Raw genomic sequence first — 15,945 nt, 5'->3', positions numbered from 1 at the left:
CCGTCATGGCCACCCAACTCCAGCTCGCCCCGGCGCCGTTGAGGGCCCGGCTGCGCCGCAACCGGCTGCGCGTCCTGCTCTTCCTCGCACCCGGCCTGATCGGCTTCGCCGTCTTCCTGGTCTACCCCCTGGTGATGACGGTCTGGCTGTCCTTCACCAACTCCAACATGATCTCCCCGGCCCGCTTCGTCGGCCTGCGCAACTACCGCTATCTGCTGGACGGCGACCCGCTGATCTGGCACGCGATCCGCAACACCGGCTGGCTGGTGGCCGTCATGGTGCCGGCGCAGGTGCTCTTCGCCCTCGGCGTCGCCATGGTCACCGCCCGCCTCAAGGCAGGGGCGAGCCTGTTCCGCACCCTGTTCTATCTGCCTGCGCTGGCCCCGCCGGTCGCCGCGACCGTCGCCTTCGTCTGCATGTTCAACCCCAACTCCGGCCCGGTGAACCGAATCCTGGGCCTGCTCGGCATCCACGGACCGCTGTGGTTCAACTCGCCGGGCTGGTCCAAACCGGCCCTGACACTGCTCGCCCTCTGGGGCAGCGGCACCATGATGGTCATCTTCCTGGCGGCCCTGCTGGAGGTGCCCGCCGAACTGTACGAGGCCGCGGAACTGGACGGCGCAGGCTCCTGGCAGCGCTTCCGCTACGTCACCCTGCCGACGATCTCACCGGTCGTGCTGTTCGCGACCGTCACCGGGGTGATCGCCGGACTCCAGTACTTCACCCAGGCGATGGTCGCCTCACAGGTCGCCAACGGCAACATCCAGCCCGCGCCCGGCTATCCCGACGGCTCCACCCTCACCTTCCCGCAGCAGCTCTACATCGCCGGCTTCAACCAGTTCCACGCGGGTTACGCCTGCGCGCTGGCCGTGGTGCTCTTCGTGGTGGCGATGGCCTTCACCGTCGTCCTGCTCCGCCGCGCCTCCGGCTTCGACATCGAGGAGGCGCCGCGATGACGGCCACCTATGCCCCGGCCCCCGCCCGCCAGACCCGCGCCGCATCACCCCACCAGGCCGCACGCGGCCGGGCGAGCCGGCGGCGCAAACTGGTCTGGATCGCCGAACACGCCGTCGCCGTCGGCCTGGCCTGTGCCTTCATCGGCCCGATCGTGTTCATCTTCCTGACGTCCGTCATGACCGACGGCCAGTCCCTCACCACCAGCCTGTGGCCCCACCACTGGCAGTGGTCCAACTACCGCACCGTCTTCGCCACCGCACCGGTCGGCACCTGGCTGGTCAACACCGTGCTCTACGCGGTCGCTGCCACCGTCGCCACCCTGCTCTCCAGCGTCCCCATCGCCTACGCGCTGGCCCGGCTCCGCTTCAAGGGACGCAACACCGCGTTCCTCTGCGTCATCACCATGATGATGCTGCCGCCCCAAGTCCTCGTCATCCCCATGTACTTGATGTGGGCGAGGCTCCATCTCACCGGCACCATCTGGCCGTTGGTCCTCCCCTCCCTGTTCGGGGACGCCTTCTCGGTGTTCCTCCTGCGCCAGTTCCTGCTCACCGTCCCGGAGGACTACCTCAACGCGGCCCGCATCGACGGCTGCGGCGAACTGCGCGTGCTCACCCGGGTGGTGCTGCCGATGATGCGCCCCGCGCTCGTCGCGGTCGGCCTGTTCTCCTTCTTCAACGCCTGGAACGACTACTACGGGCCCCTCATCTACACCGGCGAGACGCCCGCCCACTGGACCCTGGCCCTGGGCCTGGCCACCTTCAAGACCTCCCATGCGGTGCAGTGGAACCTCACCATGGCCGCGACCCTCATCGCGATGGCGCCGGTGATCATCGTCTTCTTCTTCGCGCAAAAGGCCTTCATCGAGGGCGTCACACTGACAGGAGTCAAAGGTTGAAGATCACCGTTGTCGGCGGCGGATCCACGTACACCCCCGAACTGGTCGACGGATTCGCCCGGTTGGGACTGCCCGTCACCGAGATCGCCCTCGTCGACCCCGACCCCGAACGCCTCGACGTCGTCGCCCCGTTCGCCCGCCGCATCCTGGCCCGCCAGGGCAGCCCCGCGAAGATCACCACCACCGCCGACCCGGACGCCGGCATCGACGGCACCGACGCCGTCCTCTTCCAGCTCCGCATCGGCGGCCAGGCCGCCCGGCACATTGACGAGACCCTCCCGCACGAGTGCGGCTGCATCGGCCAGGAGACCACCGGCGCAGGCGGGTTGGCCAAGGCGCTGCGCACCGTACCGGTCGTCCTCGACCTCGCCGAACGGGTCGCCGAGCGCGCCCCGAACGCCTGGATCGTCGACTTCACCAACCCGGTCGGCATCGTCACCCGCGCCCTTCTCGACGCCGGGCACAAGGCGGTCGGCCTGTGCAACGTCGCCATCGGCTTCCAGCGCACCTTCGCCGACTGGCTCGGCGTCGACCACGAGCGGATCACCCTGGACCACGTCGGGCTCAACCACCTGACCTGGGAACGGAGCGTACGGCTCGACGGCGTCGACGTCCTGCCGCGACTCCTCGACGAGCACGGCCAGGCCCTCGCCGACCGGCTGCGCATGCCGCTCGACGTGGTCCGCCGCCTCGGCGTGGTCCCCTCCTACTACCTGCGCTACTACTACGCCCACGACGAGGTCCTCCGCGAACAGCTCACCGAGCCGTCCCGCGCCGAGCAAGTCGCCGCGATGGAGGGCGACTTGCTGAAGATGTACGCCGACCCGGCCCTGACCGAGAAGCCCGCCCTCCTCGACAAGCGCGGCGGCGCCTACTACTCCGAGGCCGCCGTCCAACTGGTCCACGCCCTCACCACCGACACCGGTGACGTTCGCGTCGCCAACGTCCGCAACAACGGCACCCTGCCCTTCCTCCCCGACGACGCCGTCATCGAGGTCCCCTCCCGTATCGGCGCGCACGGCGCAACTCCTTTGCCCGTCACCGCCGTTGAGCCGCTGTTCGCCGGACTGATCGCGCATGTGACGGCGTACGAGGAACTGGCCCTGGAAGCCGCCCTGCACGGCGGAGTCGACCGGGTCGCGACCGCACTGCTCGCGCACCCGCTGATCGGACAGGTCTCCGTCGCCGAGGAGTTGGCGGCGAAGCTCGTCGCCGCCAATCGCGAACACCTCTGGTGGGCCTGATGAGTTCAGGTCTGCTGCTGGCCGTCGACGGCGGCAACTCCAAGACCGACCTCGCCGTACTGACCACGGACGGTACGGTCCTGGGCCGCGCCCGGGGCGGCGGATTCCGCCCCCAGGCGGTGGGCCTCGACGCGGCCATGGACGTACTGGCTGCACTGCGCGCCGAGGCCATGGCAGCGGCGGGTGTCGGGGCCGACACCGTGGTGGACGGCATCACCGCCTTCCTCGCCGGGGCCGACCTGCCGCACGAGGTCAAGGCGTTGCGCGAGGCCGTCGGCGCCCGCCGCTGGGCCGTCACCCAGCGCGTCGACAACGACTCCTACGCCGTCCTGCGCGCCGGGGCTGCCAGACCCTGGGGCGTCGGCGTGGTCTGCGGCACCGGCATCAACTGTGTCGGCGTCGCCCCCGACGGCCGTACCACCGGTTTCGCCGCGCTCGGCCGGATCTCCGGGGACTGGGGCGGCGGTATCGACATGGGCACCTCGGCGCTGTGGCACGCGGCGAGGGCCGAGGACGGCCGGGGCGCGCCGACCGCGCTGCGGGCCGCGGTGACCGGGCACTTCGGTCTCGCCGCGGTCGCCGACGTGACCGCCGCCCTGCACAGCGGCGACCTGCCCGCGCTCCGGCTGAGCGAACTCTGCCCGGCGGTCTTCGCGGCCCGCGACGACGGCGACGAGATCGCGACCGAACTGGTCGAACGCCTCGCGGCGGAGATCGCGAGAATGGCCCTGACGGTCCTGTGCCGCCTCCAGCTCGCGACCGCCCCGGACCCCGAAGTGGTCCTCGGCGGAAGCGTGTTGGCCGCCGGCCACCGGTCCTTCCTCGACGACATCGAACGCAGACTCACCGAGGCCGTACCGGGCGTCCGCCCGGTGGTGTGCACCCAACCGCCGTTGCTCGGCGCCGCGTTGGCGGCCCTGGACCTCCACCCGCGAGCGGCCCCCGGCGCGGAGGCCCGGCTGCGCGCCGGGTTCCGGGGGAGCGGCGCCCGATGATCCGCTACGACTGATCCGCTACGACCGGGAGCGCGCCCCGAGCCGCATCGCGTACCCCGCGTGGTGCAGCTCGTCGCCCCGGAACTCGCCGAAGGCCCAGAAGCCGAGGTCGTCCAGGTAGTCGATGCGGTCGCCGTCGATCCAGTAGCGGCCCTCGTAGGCGTGCGGGCGGCCACCGCGGGTCTCGTCGTAGCGCCCGTCGGCGGTCAACTCCTGGTGCAGGAAGTCGTTCTCGTCGATCCAGACGCCGACGCGCGGGCTGCCGGTCAGGTCCTGGGCGGCCGGGATACCCGCCTCGGGCGCGGTGGCCCGGCCGGGGGCATCGGCGCCCGCCCACAGCACCGGCCTGCCGTCCGCCACGAGGGCGCGGACCTGTTCCGGCCGGGTCAGCAACGTGGCCTGCGCGCCCGCCACGTCCGGGGCGCACTCGTCCGGTACGACGAGCAGGTCACCGGTGTTCCCGGGCGTCAACGTCGCCACGTACTCGGAGCGTTGGCCGCGTCCACCTACCAGGGCGACCGTGTCCACGACGGCCGGCACCACCGTCATGCCGGTGCAGTCGACGACGATGGCGTTGTCGTCCCCGGCCGCCGTGACGATGCCCGGACCGACGCCCACGAGCAGGGCGCCGACGAGCAGGACGTCGGCACCGGTCAGGGTGCCGATCAGCGGGTCCATGGTCAGGACCCGGGCGTTGGTGAACAGGACGGGACGGCCCGCGTCGTTCCTGACGATCTCGTCGAAGGCTGGACCGTTCCAGGTCACGGTGTCCGTGTGGGTGGTGCTCATCGCCTGCTCCTCGGGTGGGCGGATCGGGTGCTGCACGGCAAGCCTGGCCGCGTCCGAGGGACGCAACCAGGCCGCCGTTACCCCAGGTGTCCCGCACCCACCCTGCGCGCCGGCTCAGCCCGCGGCGGCGGTCAGCGCCCCGAGCGCGCTGGCCTGTGTCCGCCAGTCGGTCTGGTTCGGACTGGTGCCGGCCCAGCGTTCACCGAGCGCGTTGAGCGTGGACCGGTCCTGCGCCCACAGGGTGTCGGCCTGTTTCTGGATGTAGGCGCGGTAGGTACTGGATCCGGTCACGTTCGCGAGATCGGCGAAGTTCCGCATGAAGATGCCCTTGAACTGCTTCTGGTTGTCGTCGCAGGAGGCCGAGCCGACATCGCAGGACTCGGTGAGCACCCCGCCGACGGTCAGCTGCGAACTGCTGATCGCGGCATTCGCCAGGGTCTTCGCCGTGGTGAGCAGCGAGCTGTCCCCGGTCGACTTCCACAGTTCGGTGAAGGCGCCGATGGCCAGCCCCTGGTTGTAACTCCACACGGTGGAACCGTTGTTGGCACAGGACGAGGACAGTCCGTCGTTGACCAGACCCGAGGAGTTGATCATCCCGCTGGCCCTGTACCAGGCGGCCGAGGTCTTCGCCCGCTGCAGCCACACGGTGTCACCCGGGATCCGCTGGTGCAGCGCGGTGGTCAGCCACAGGTACTGCCCGTTGGTCACCGCGTTCTTGTAGGTCTTCTCCCGGTCCCACCACACACCGCCGCCACAGGTGCTCGTGTCCCAGTACTGCTGCACGTAATTGGCGATGGTGACGGCCTCGTTGAGATAGCGCGCGTCGTGCGTGTAGTCGTAGGCGTCGATCCATGCGATCGCCCACCAGCCCGAGTCGTCGATGGACCGGCTGATGAAGTCGCCCTCGATCGCGTCCGAGCTGCGCGTCCCGGCCGGGAAGGCGCCCTTGTTCTGGTCGAAGGTGCGGGCGATGATCCAGTCGTAGTCGTGTGTGCCCGTGGTCTTCGCGAAGTCGATGACGGAGGTGAGGGTGGCCGCCGAGTTCCACCAACTGCTGGGCCACCAGCCGTTGTAGGGGTCGTACGACGTCATCAGCGCGTCCGCCGCCGCGCGCGCCCGGGTCGGCACCGGCCGGTACCACGCGGTGCAGCTGCCCTCGTTGTGGCTCGCCTCCCGGCCGCAGGCGCGGACCGCGCCGCCGTAGAGGAGACCGCGCGGATCGCGGGTGGCGTACATCGTGGTGCGGGTGGTGGTGGCCCCGGACGGGGTGCTGGTACGGCCGAGGGAGGAGCCGTCCGGCCAGGTCGCGCCACCGTCCCAGGACCGGTCCAGCCAGATCTCGTCACCGGCGCCGCCCGTGTCGATGCTCGCCCAGGCCATGGAGTTCTTCTGGTCCACGTGCAGCCGGATCGTGCGGCCGTAGAGGGTGGTTGACGGTACCGGCTGGTCGTCGCCCGCCGCCTGGCCCGCGCCCGTGCCGTCGCAGAGGGTGTCGCAGACGGTGGGGTAGACCCAGTTCGTGCAGCCGACGCCGGCCGCGTCGCCGCAGGCCCGGACCAGGCCGCGCTTGTGGTTGCGCGGGTCGGTGATGTTGTACATCAGCGTCCTGGTACCGGTCCACGTACTCGGGATGCTCGCCTTGCCGAGCAGCCCGTCCCAGGTGGCGCCGCCGTCCCAGGACCGGTCCAACCAGACCGCGTCACCGGTCGAGCCGTTGTCGATGCTGGCCCACGCCATGTCGTCCGCGTCGGACACATGGAGCTGCACACGCCGGCCGTTGAGCGTCTTGTCCGGCACTGGAAACGTTTCCTGTCCGGCCTGCGAAGGGTCCAGCGTGTCACAGGCCAGGACGCACACCTGGGTTGCGGCGGACGCCGGCGTCGCGGCCGGGACGAGCGCCACGAACGCGAGGGCGGCCGTCAGCAGAAAGCTGAGGAACCGTGGTCTGACAACGATGTCGAAGCCATGTAGGGACACCGGAAACTCGCCTCGATTTCACGATGGGGGACGCCGGGCATGAATGGATTCAGCTCTGGATCAAAGGTCCATACCTATACCCGTACTCGACGCAGTGAACCGGCTTGGTGCGGCCCTGTCAATGTCGTAAGGTGCGCTTTTTACCCGGGAGTTGAAGGCTTTCGCGATGGGTTGACACCCGCTCTCCCGGCGCCCATCATCGGTGCGAACTTCGGCGAGTCATCTCGCACACCCGTCACTCCTCCAGCTCCAGGCTTCCGTGGTCGATCGAGTTGAATCGATTCACTCACCTGGTTGTCCAGTTGAGCGGCTGGTTCCCCCACCGATCCGGGAGGCACTCATGCGCCGTCGCAGGCCAGCGCTGAACCGAAAGCCCAGACCAGGGCGTCTAGTCGGGCTCACCGTGGTGGTGGCCGCCGCGCTGGCCGTGACCCCGGCCCTGTCCGCCGGGGCGGCGCCGACGACCGCAACGCCCGCCCCCAAGGCGGCCCTCGACGCCGTGAACTACTCGCCGACCTCGCGCACCCTCAAGCCGACCGCCGTCTATCGCACCTCGGGCAGCGTCGCGAACCCGACGAACGTGCTGAACGGACAGGCGACCCGGATCTCCGGCTCGCAGTCCGCCGTCACGCTCGACTTCGGGAAGGAGGTCGGCGGCTTGGTAACGTTGTCATTCGGCAGCACCAGCTCCAGCGGCCAGCGCGTCGGCCTGGCCTTCAGCGAGTCGTCCCTGTACGTGGGCAACAACAGCGACCGCAGCAGTGGCCGCGACGGCGAGGACGGCGCCCTCTACGCCACCCCGTCGGCCAACGGCACCTACACCGTGCCCACCGCCCAACTCCGGGGCGGTTTCCGCTACTTGACCGTCTTCCTGGACAGCTCGGGCTGGGTGGACCTCACCGGTGTCAGCCTCGACTTCACCGCGGCACCGGGGAAGTCCGACCCGGCCGACTACGCCAACTACTTCACCTCCAGCGACGAGTTGCTCAACCGCATCTGGTACGCCGGGGCATACACCGTGCAGTTGAACACCATCGCCTCCAACCAGGGCCGCGCCTGGCCGCCGCCCTCCTCGGCGTGGGACAACAGCGCCACCGTGGGTGTCGGGGACTCCGTGCTGGTCGACGGGGCGAAGCGCGACCGCACGGTGTGGCCCGGCGACATGGGCATCGCCGTACCCACGCAGTACGCGTACTCCAACGACCTCACCTCGACCCGCAACGCGCTCACCACCATGTACAACGCGCAGTCGTCCGCCGGTGAAATCCCGTGGTCCGGGCCGCCGTTCAACCTCACCGGCTCGGACACCTACCACACCTGGACACTGCTGGGGACGGCCACGTACTACACGTACACCGCCGACCGGTCGTGGCTGGACTCCGAATGGTCCAACTACAAGCGGGGGATGGCCTTCATCACCAACAAGATCGACGGCAACAACCTGCTCAACGTGACCCGCACCCAGGACTGGGCCCGGGTCGGCCAGGGCGGCGAGAACATCTCCGCCAACGCGCTGCTGTACGGCGCCCTCAGAGGCGGCGCCACCCTCGCCACGGTCGAGGGCGACAGCGCCCTTGCGGCGAGCTGGAACAGCAAGGCCGACGCCATCAGGACCGCGGCCAACTCCCGGCTGTGGGACGCCTCCAAGGGCATGTACAAGGACAACCCGACCAGCGGCCTGTACCCGCAGGACGGCAACTCCCTGGCCGTCTGGTACGGGTTGAGCGACTCCACGGCCAAGTCGAGGAGCATCATCGCGGGGCTCGGCAACAACTGGGGCATCTACGGCCCGACCACGCCCGAATGGGGCGGCAACGTCTCGCCGTTCGCCGGCGGCATGGAGCTGAACGCCCGCTTCACCGCCAACGACGACTACACCGCCCTGGACCAGATCCGCCGCACCTGGGGCCACATGCTCGACAGCGACATCGGCACCAAGAGCACGTTCTGGGAGGGCATCCAGTCCGACGGGGGCCTCGCGTACGGCGGTTCGTTCATGAGCCTGGCCCACGGCTGGTCCACGGCGCCCACCTCCACGCTCACCTTCGACGTGCTCGGCACCGCGCCCGAGTCGTCCACCGGCGCCTACCGCTTCGTCCCGCACCCCGGCGACCTGACCAGTGCCCAGGGCCGCATCACCATGCCCCAGGGCGCGATCAACGCCTCCTGGTCCCGCAACCCGTCGGCCGGCACCTACTCGGCCACGCTCTCCAGCCCGTCCGGCAGCACCGGCCGGATCGGCGTCCCGAAGCTCGGCGGGAACATCACGGTGACCGTGAACGGCGCAACGGTCTGGAGCAACGGCTCATTCGCGCCCACCTCCGGCATCACCGGCGGCAGCCAGGACGACACGTACGTCTACCTCACCGGCGTCGCCCCCGGCAGCTACACGGTGTCCGCCACCGGCCTCGGCAACCCGGCACCGCCCGCCGAACCCGGCACCGGCGCCCTGCGCGCGGGCTACACCCGGTGCGCGGGCGAGGGCGGCACCTGCTCCTTCAGCGGCACCCGCTCGGTGGCGTACGGCGCCGGGACGTACACGTACAAGACCGTGACGAGCAGCACCGCCTGCTCCAACGACTCCTTCGGCGGGGACCCGGCGGCGAACCTCGTCAAGTCCTGCTACGTCGCCGACGCGGGCGGCCCGCCCGGATACACGGTCTGCGCGGCCGAGAACGGCACCTGCTCCGTGCCGGGCTACAACCGTGACGTCGCCTACGGAGCCAACGGCAACTTCGTCCACCAGGTCACCAACGGCTCCGTCGACTGCTCCAACGCCCACTTCGGCGATCCCATCGACGGCGTCGCCAAGTCCTGCTACCTGCCGCCCGCCGGTGCCCCGGCCGGTGGCTGGACCAAGTGTGCGGACCAGAACGGGACTTGTGCGGCGGTGGCGGGACAGCCGGTGATGTACGGCGCCTACGGAGCGTTCACCACGGCCACCGCCACCGGCGACACCGCGTGCACCGACGCCACGTTCGGCGACCCCATCGCCGGTGAGTCGAAGGCCTGTTACACCGCCACCGGCGGCCCGGTCGGCTACGCCACCAACTGCTCGGCGGAAGGCGGCACTTGCGGCTTCACCGGGCAGCAGACCGTCGCCTACGGCGCCCGGGGCCGCTTCCTCTACAAGACCTTCAGCGGTGGCGCGAGCTGCACGACGACGGCCTTCGGATCCGACCCGCTCCCGAACGTGAGCAAGTCCTGCTACCTCACGTCCTGAGCGGCCCGGCGCATCCGGCAGCCTCCACTCCCCGCGTGACCGGAGGCTGCCGGATCACTCCGGATGGGCCACTGCCTCCTTCTGCAGATGCACAGCGGCCAGCAGGCTCAGTCGCGGTTCCGCCTGGCGCAGCGCACGCACCGCCGCGACCGAGGTGGGGTCCCCGGTGAAGCCGACCGCGTCCAGCCGGGACCGTACCCAATGTGCGCGCAGCCGCCCCTCGCTGGCGGCGGCGGTGGACTCGACGAGAGCGGCGGCGCGTTCCAGGCCGGGGCGCTCCTCGGGAGACGCCCCGGCCAGTGCCTGGCGCAGGGCCGCCGCGATCACGTCCGAGTCCCGGACGGTCAACACGAAGGTGTTTTTCTTGCTCAGTCCCGTGATTCCTGTCATGGGGCTCAGCCTGACCGTCATGTCCCGTGCGCGCCAAGCGACTTGAGGAGGCTCAGAGGCTCGGCCACGCGCCCTCCTCCTGCGCCGTCAGGGCGAAGGCCAGCAGGGCCGTTGTGGTGAAGTCGAGCGAGGGCTCCACCGTCTGCCAGGCGCCCACGTCGTCCACGTACCGCGAACCCTTGCCGTCGAAGTCGGTCCAGGCTCCCGACGGCGGGCCGGCGGTGCACTTCTTCATGGTCGGGAAGCCGTTCAAGTCGGTAAGTTTCCCTGCCGCGTTGGGGCCGTTGACCACCGCGCCGCGCAGGATCGCCCCCTTCCCGTCGAGGCTGCCGCGCAGATTGGCCAACTGGTGTTCCGGGCAGTGCGGATAGACCTCACCCGCCCCGATCACGAAGCTGGTGCCCCACGGGTTGGCGCCGAGCGCCCAGCCCCGCTGCCGTCCGGCGAAGGCGGCGAAGCGGGTGTCCCCGGTCGCCTTGGCGTAGAGGCGGGCGGTGGCCACAAGACCGAACGTGTGCGGTACGGCGTCGAAGTCGTCGTAGACCGCGCCGGCGCCGAACGGATCGTGCCCGGCGCGCTCGACCCCGTCCTCCAACTGCCGGCGCAGGTCCTTGTACAGGTCCTCGGCCCCGACGCCGTTGCTGCGGGCGCCGTCCAGTGCGGCGGCCAGGTCGACATGGGCGAGGGCGCTGACGTCCGCGACGTTCAGGGTGCCCTTGACGTCGGAGTCCAGGTAGGCGCGGGACCAGCGGGCCGCTTCGGCCGTCCAGCCGCTTTCCCGGTCGTCCCCCAACTCCCTTGCAGCAAGAGCCAGTTCGGCACCGGCGAACTCCAGGTCGTCCTGCCAGGAGTCCTCGGGGTAGAAGCCGCTGGGGAAGGCGGTGACGAGCGGCTGGTCGGGGTCCGGGTCGGTGTCGGCCTGCTCGTAGACGGCCGCGGCCTTCTCCAGCCACTCCCGCGACTGGTCCGGGTCGGAGTCGGCCGTGCGCTGCGCGGCGAGGGCGAACACCGCCGCCACCCGTCCCGCCGGACTCGGTGTGATCGGCTCGCCCGGCGCGTTCGCCCGGAACACCGGCCGGTACTTGATCGTGTAGTCCGGGTCGCCGGGCGAGACGTCGAGCCGGTCGTCGGCCTCCGGCAGCCGCCACACGTCGTGATCCGTGCGCACGTTCTCGTTGCCCGCGCCGATGCCGACCTGGGCGTAGAGCGTTCCACTGTCGCCGTCCCACATCTTGTCCAGCCACTCCAGCCCATGGTCGGCCTCGGCGGACAGCGCCGGCATGGCCGGCAAGTCCCGCTCGGCGAGCAGGAGTTCGGCGGTCGAGTAGGAGGTGGTGCCGGTGAACTTGAGGAAGTCGCCCGCGTCGAACCAGCCGCCCGAGACATCGGTCTTCACACCCGTCGGGGTCAGGTGCTCGTCGAGGAGTTCCTCGCCCGCCTCGTCGTAGTGCGGGTCGGCGTAGACGGTCGCGTCCTGGTCGGCGAGATGGGAGGGCCCGTGGGTCAGGCCGCCGCCGGACACCACGTCGGCACCGTCGCGCTGCGCCTGCAGGAAGAGGACGTTGTCCCGGACCAGCGGGGTCATCAGCTCGCTCGCGTCGGCGATCCGGAAGGCGGGGGAGCGGCCGGACGCGGTGCCGGACAGGACGACGCGGTAGGTGCCGGGCTTGTCCAGCGCGGAGAGGTCGACGGTCCGCACGGAGGGGAACTTCGCGTTCCAATGACCGGTGACGGCACCGAGCCGGCCCGCCGTGACCACCTTGTCCTTCGCGTCCACGACCTTGAAACGCGCCCCCGCGAGCGCCTTCGTGGGTCCCATGACGTACGCCTGCTTCGTCTCGCCGCGCACATAGCCGACCTGGTCGACCCGGACGGCCACCTCGGAGGCGGACGGTGTGGCGGCCTCGCCGTACACGTTCAGGCCGACGAGGACGGCGCCGATGCCCACGGCGGTGGTGGTGACCAGCAGGAAAGGGCTGCGCAAAACGTTCATGCGCCCACGGTGCCGGGGCCTTCATGAGATGAGGATGAGGACGCCCGGGCCGCCGGCAGCCGGAGTTCGGCGACCAGGCCGCCGCCGGGAGCGTCCGTGAGGCGGGCGGTGCCGTGATGCAGGCCGGCGACCCAGCGGACGATGGCGAGGCCGGCTCCGGTGCCCTGACCGGCTCCCGTGACACCGCGCGCGAAGACGCGTTCCCGGTCCTCGGGCGGCACCCCCGACCCGTGGTCGCGGACCGTTACCAGCCCCGGCGCGACGGTGACCTCCACCGGAGACCCGACCGGACCCCCGTACCGCTGGGCGTTCTCCACCAGGTTCCGTACCGCCTGCGCCAGCAGGTCCGGATCGCCGAGCACCACCACCGGTTCGACCGTCACCGTCACGCTGTCGTGGTCGGGCAGCTCCTCGACCGTGGTCTCCACCAGCTGGTCCAGGCGCAGCGGTACCAGCTCGACCCGCTGCGCACCCGACTCCAGCCGGGCCCTGGCGAGCAGCCCGGTGACCAGTCGGCCCAGCCGGTCCACCAGCCGTAGCGCCTCGTCGGACGAGCCGCCGCGCTCGACGGTGAGCCGCAGGGTCGCCAGCGGGGTGCGCAGCTCGTGCGCGGCCTCGGCCAGGAACTGTTCCTGCTGGTCGAGACCGCGCAGGGCCGGGCGCATGGCCCACCCGGACAGCAGATGTCCTACGGCCGCCGCGCAGCACACCAGCGCCGTGCAGCCGAGTGCCAGCCAGCGCACGAGGAGGTCGTGGTCGCGGTCGCTGCGCGCCAGTTCCGTGCCGACCAGCACGGCCGCCCCGATCCGGTCGTCGTCCCAGACCGGCGCCGCAGCCCACCGCAGCCGCCCGCCCTTGGTGGCGGGGGCGCTCACGAGGACCGTCTCCTGCTCGTCCAGGACACTGCGCCAGACCTCGTCCAGTCGGTCCTGATCGGGGAGCGAGTCGCGTCCTGGTACGACATTCCGCAGCGTCGGCGCCTTCCCGGGCGCGGCCTGCAGCACGGCCAACACCTGGGCGCCCTGGGCGAGTTCGTCCTCGCGCAGCGGCTCCAGGTGCAGCACTCCCGCGTCGAACCAGACCGCCCGCGACAGCCCCGCCGCGCGGCTGCCCACCTCGTGGTCGAGGCCGGAGCGGCGGGAGGCCGCGTCGATACGGACGGCGACGACGGCGAGTACGACGAGACAGGCCGCCGTCGTCGAGGCGAACAGGAGCGTCATCAGCCGTCGGGTACGCCGCAGCCGGGCCACCGCCGGTGAGGGGGCAGCCGCCTCGGCCCGGCGCTTCACGCCTCGCCGCCCAGGCGGTAGCCGACACCGCGCACCGTCACGATCGGGTCGGGCGGCCCGAGCCGTCTGCGCAACTGCCCGATCAGGACGTCCACCACATTGGACATCGGCTCGCTCGCTTCGTCCCAGCAGCTCTCGATCAGCCCGCTGCGCGTGACCACCTCGCCCGCCCGCAGCATCAGCAGTTCCAGCACCGCGAACTCCTTGGCCGACAGACTGAGCAGCACCCCGGCCCGGGTCACCCGGCGGCGCGGCAGATCGACCTCCAGGTCACCCGCCCGCAGCAACGAGGGCCGCGCGGGCTGCTCCCGTCGGCACAACGCCCTTACCCGTACGACGAGTTCGGCGAAGGCGAACGGCTTCACCAGGTAGTCGTCCGCGCCGTGCTCGAAGCCGGCGACCCGGTCGCTCACCGCGTCCAGCGCGGTCAGCAGCAGGAAGGGCAGCACCGATCCAGCCCGGCGCTGTGCGGCGAGCAGCGTGAGGGAATCGCCGTCCGGGACCGAGCGGTCGGCCACGACACAGTCGTAGCGATTCACGGACAGCTTGAGGTCGGCCTCGGCCAGCGTCCGCGCGAGGTCGACCGCGAACCCCGCACCCCGTAGCTGAGCTGCGACGACGGGCCCCAGCTCAAGATCGTCCTCCAGGACCAATACGCGCATGGCCCGGAGCTTAGGCGACGGTGGGGCGCGCACTCCGATCCCGTACGCCGAGTGCGCGCCCCGCCGCGCTCCGTGCTCAACTGCTGGGCACGGTGTCCTCGAACGTGGTGCCCGCTCCTCGGTACGCGGCCACCTTGGCGGCGACCTGTGCCGGGGTGAGGACCTGGTCCTTGACGTGCAGGACGTAGTCGACCTGCTCGTCGTAGGCGCGGGCGGTGGAGCTGGTCAGGCCGCCGAAGTCGATCAGCCACTGGTTGAAGTTGATCGACATCGGCCGCTCCGGCAGGTACGCGGCGTCATGGGTGCCGAAGAGCTGGCCGTCGATGTAGTACTTGATGGAGCTGTTGTCGATGGTCAGCACCAGGTCGTGCCAGCCGTTGTAGCTCTGCCGGCCCTCGGTGTGCTGGTTGACCGCGATCCAGGGGTCGGCCTGGTAGGTCTCCCAGGACGTCGTGTAGAGGATGTTGGAGGTCTCGCCCCAGCCGCCGTTGGGCAGGTACTCGAAGTCGTACTCGGAGTAGTCGTCCGCCAGCGGCGCGGTGAGGTCGTTGATGGTGAAGAACGTCTGGACGAGGTGGTCGCCGTCCGGGCCGGACTTGGGCGCGTCGTTGAACTTGACCCGGGCCGCGTAGGTGCCGTTCTTGAACTTCCTTGAGTTGGTGACGACTTCGGTCTGCTTGGTGCTCTCTCCGGTGCCCGAGGTCGAGGTCTCCAGGTTCATGATGGAGTTGCCGCTCGTGCTGGCGAAGGTGACGTTCTGGGGCGCCCAGGTGGCGCCGGAGACGCCCGGGCCGCCGGAGCTGGAGCGCACGCTCCAGCCGTGTGCCGAGACCTTCGGGTCGTTGTAGGCGCTGTAGTTGAAGTCGTCGAACAGCGTGGCGCCGGCGGCCGGGGGATCGGTCGGCGGGTCGGTGGGCGGGTTCGTCGGGTCGTTGCCCGCCGGAGCCGTGCCCCACAGGGTGGCGCCGGACAGCTGTGCCGTGACCTTCGACCAGTCGGCGTACGACGTCTGCGAGGCGCCGAAGGAGTAGTCGTCGCTCTGGTTCAGGGTCTGCCACGTCGACTGGTAGAAGCGCAGCTGCATGTCACTGGTGTCGGCCCCGGGCGCGAGGGTGCCGGCGCCGGAGGTGAAGCCGATCTCCAGGTAACGGTCCGCCGTGGCCGTCGGGTTGGCGAGGGTGCCGAAGGTGCCCGTGATGTTGGCGCAGCCCTTGACCGCCCAGGAACACGCGAAGCGGTAACTCGCGCTCGCCGAGTCCGCCTTGAAGTAGTAGCGGACCTTGACGTTCGCCAACTGCACTGTGGTGGAGCCGGTGTTCTTCACCTTGAACCAGGGCTCGGACTGGTCGGCGGTGGCACCCGTGGCGCTCGTGCGGTACTGGACGCTCAGCCCGTCGCCGGCCGCGCTCGCGGTGGACGGCATGGCGGTCAGGGCGGCGGCGCCCAGGGCCACCGCGACGGCGGCGGACGCTGCGGCGCGCAGCCTGGCCTTGGCGAACCTCGTGTCGTGTCTCATGTCGTGCCTCTC

General features: G+C 70.5%; 12 protein-coding genes. 5 read left to right on the top strand and 7 right to left on the bottom strand.

Annotation, left to right across the window (positions count from 1 at the left end):
* Nucleotides 1-5 precede the first annotated feature (5 nt).
* The 4 genes from OC490_RS09860 to OC490_RS09845 are packed head-to-tail and all read left to right on the top strand — an operon-like array spanning nucleotide 6 to nucleotide 4,094.
* Complete coding sequence (locus tag OC490_RS09860; protein WP_262057587.1) at nucleotides 6-956, top strand: carbohydrate ABC transporter permease; 951 nt, start codon at nucleotides 6-8, stop codon at nucleotides 954-956.
* Nucleotides 953-1,855 (top strand): carbohydrate ABC transporter permease, encoded by a 903-nt coding sequence (locus OC490_RS09855; protein WP_262057456.1) that lies wholly within the window; start codon nucleotides 953-955, stop codon nucleotides 1,853-1,855. The genes OC490_RS09860 and OC490_RS09855 overlap by 4 nt, the downstream gene beginning before the upstream one ends.
* Nucleotides 1,852-3,099, top strand: coding sequence for a 6-phospho-beta-glucosidase (locus OC490_RS09850; protein WP_262057455.1), 1,248 nt, complete (start codon nucleotides 1,852-1,854; stop codon nucleotides 3,097-3,099). The genes OC490_RS09855 and OC490_RS09850 overlap by 4 nt, the downstream gene beginning before the upstream one ends.
* Nucleotides 3,099-4,094 carry an N-acetylglucosamine kinase gene (locus OC490_RS09845; RefSeq protein WP_262057454.1) on the top strand — a complete coding sequence of 332 codons (996 nt, stop codon included), beginning with the start codon at nucleotides 3,099-3,101 and terminating at the stop codon, nucleotides 4,092-4,094. Before OC490_RS09850 ends, OC490_RS09845 begins: the two co-directional genes overlap by 1 nt.
* An 18-nt stretch (nucleotides 4,095-4,112) precedes the next feature.
* Here OC490_RS09845 and OC490_RS09840 read toward each other — a convergent pair whose 3' ends face one another.
* Together OC490_RS09840 and OC490_RS09835 are read right to left on the bottom strand one after the other, a co-directional pair.
* Nucleotides 4,113-4,883 carry an Atu4866 domain-containing protein gene (locus OC490_RS09840; RefSeq protein WP_262057453.1) on the bottom strand — a complete coding sequence of 257 codons (771 nt, stop codon included), beginning with the start codon at nucleotides 4,881-4,883 and terminating at the stop codon, nucleotides 4,113-4,115.
* A 114-nt stretch (nucleotides 4,884-4,997) separates the two neighbouring features.
* Nucleotides 4,998-6,860, bottom strand: coding sequence for a glycoside hydrolase family 76 protein (locus tag OC490_RS09835; protein WP_262057452.1), 1,863 nt, complete (start codon nucleotides 6,858-6,860; stop codon nucleotides 4,998-5,000).
* 403 nt (nucleotides 6,861-7,263) lie between these two features.
* On the opposite strand from OC490_RS09835, the gene OC490_RS09830 reads away from it, so the two are divergent.
* Nucleotides 7,264-10,083, top strand: a complete 2,820-nt coding sequence (locus tag OC490_RS09830) for an MGH1-like glycoside hydrolase domain-containing protein (protein ID WP_262057451.1) — start codon at nucleotides 7,264-7,266, stop codon at nucleotides 10,081-10,083.
* Between the two features lie 54 nt (nucleotides 10,084-10,137).
* Here the strand turns inward: OC490_RS09830 and OC490_RS09825 are convergent, their stop codons facing one another.
* The 5 genes from OC490_RS09825 to OC490_RS09805 form a co-directional block, all read right to left on the bottom strand.
* Nucleotides 10,138-10,473 carry a hypothetical protein gene (locus OC490_RS09825; protein WP_262057450.1) on the bottom strand — a complete coding sequence of 112 codons (336 nt, stop codon included), beginning with the start codon at nucleotides 10,471-10,473 and terminating at the stop codon, nucleotides 10,138-10,140.
* A gap of 52 nt (nucleotides 10,474-10,525) precedes the next feature.
* Nucleotides 10,526-12,466: a glycoside hydrolase family 9 protein gene (locus tag OC490_RS09820; protein ID WP_262057449.1), complete on the bottom strand. Its 1,941-nt coding sequence runs from the start codon at nucleotides 12,464-12,466 to the stop codon at nucleotides 10,526-10,528.
* Complete coding sequence (locus OC490_RS09815) at nucleotides 12,463-13,755, bottom strand: sensor histidine kinase (RefSeq protein WP_262057448.1); 1,293 nt, start codon at nucleotides 13,753-13,755, stop codon at nucleotides 12,463-12,465. The genes OC490_RS09820 and OC490_RS09815 overlap by 4 nt, the downstream gene beginning before the upstream one ends.
* Nucleotides 13,752-14,417, bottom strand: a complete 666-nt coding sequence (locus OC490_RS09810; RefSeq protein WP_262057447.1) for a response regulator transcription factor — start codon at nucleotides 14,415-14,417, stop codon at nucleotides 13,752-13,754. The genes OC490_RS09815 and OC490_RS09810 overlap by 4 nt, the downstream gene beginning before the upstream one ends.
* A gap of 76 nt (nucleotides 14,418-14,493) precedes the next feature.
* Entirely contained in the window at nucleotides 14,494-15,933 is a 1,440-nt protein-coding gene (locus tag OC490_RS09805; protein ID WP_262057446.1) for a cellulose binding domain-containing protein, read from the bottom strand.
* Nucleotides 15,934-15,945 lie beyond the last annotated feature (12 nt).

Source organism: Streptomyces sp. STR69 (assembly GCF_024519455.1).
Lineage (GTDB): Bacteria > Actinomycetota > Actinomycetes > Streptomycetales > Streptomycetaceae > Streptomyces.
The sequence above is the reverse complement of the archived record's forward strand: the minus strand, read 5'-3'. Positions and strand labels throughout refer to the sequence as shown.

Coding starts and splice junctions, on each gene's coding strand:
- OC490_RS09860 (WP_262057587.1), top strand. CDS start 6: ATGGCCACCCAACTCCAGCTCGCCCCGGCGCCGTTGAGGGCCCGGCTG.
- OC490_RS09855 (WP_262057456.1), top strand. CDS start 953: ATGACGGCCACCTATGCCCCGGCCCCCGCCCGCCAGACCCGCGCCGCA.
- OC490_RS09845 (WP_262057454.1), top strand. CDS start 3,099: ATGAGTTCAGGTCTGCTGCTGGCCGTCGACGGCGGCAACTCCAAGACC.
- OC490_RS09840 (WP_262057453.1), bottom strand. CDS start 4,883: ATGAGCACCACCCACACGGACACCGTGACCTGGAACGGTCCAGCCTTC.
- OC490_RS09825 (WP_262057450.1), bottom strand. CDS start 10,473: ATGACAGGAATCACGGGACTGAGCAAGAAAAACACCTTCGTGTTGACC.
- OC490_RS09820 (WP_262057449.1), bottom strand. CDS start 12,466: ATGAACGTTTTGCGCAGCCCTTTCCTGCTGGTCACCACCACCGCCGTG.
- OC490_RS09810 (WP_262057447.1), bottom strand. CDS start 14,417: ATGCGCGTATTGGTCCTGGAGGACGATCTTGAGCTGGGGCCCGTCGTC.
- OC490_RS09805 (WP_262057446.1), bottom strand. CDS start 15,933: ATGAGACACGACACGAGGTTCGCCAAGGCCAGGCTGCGCGCCGCAGCG.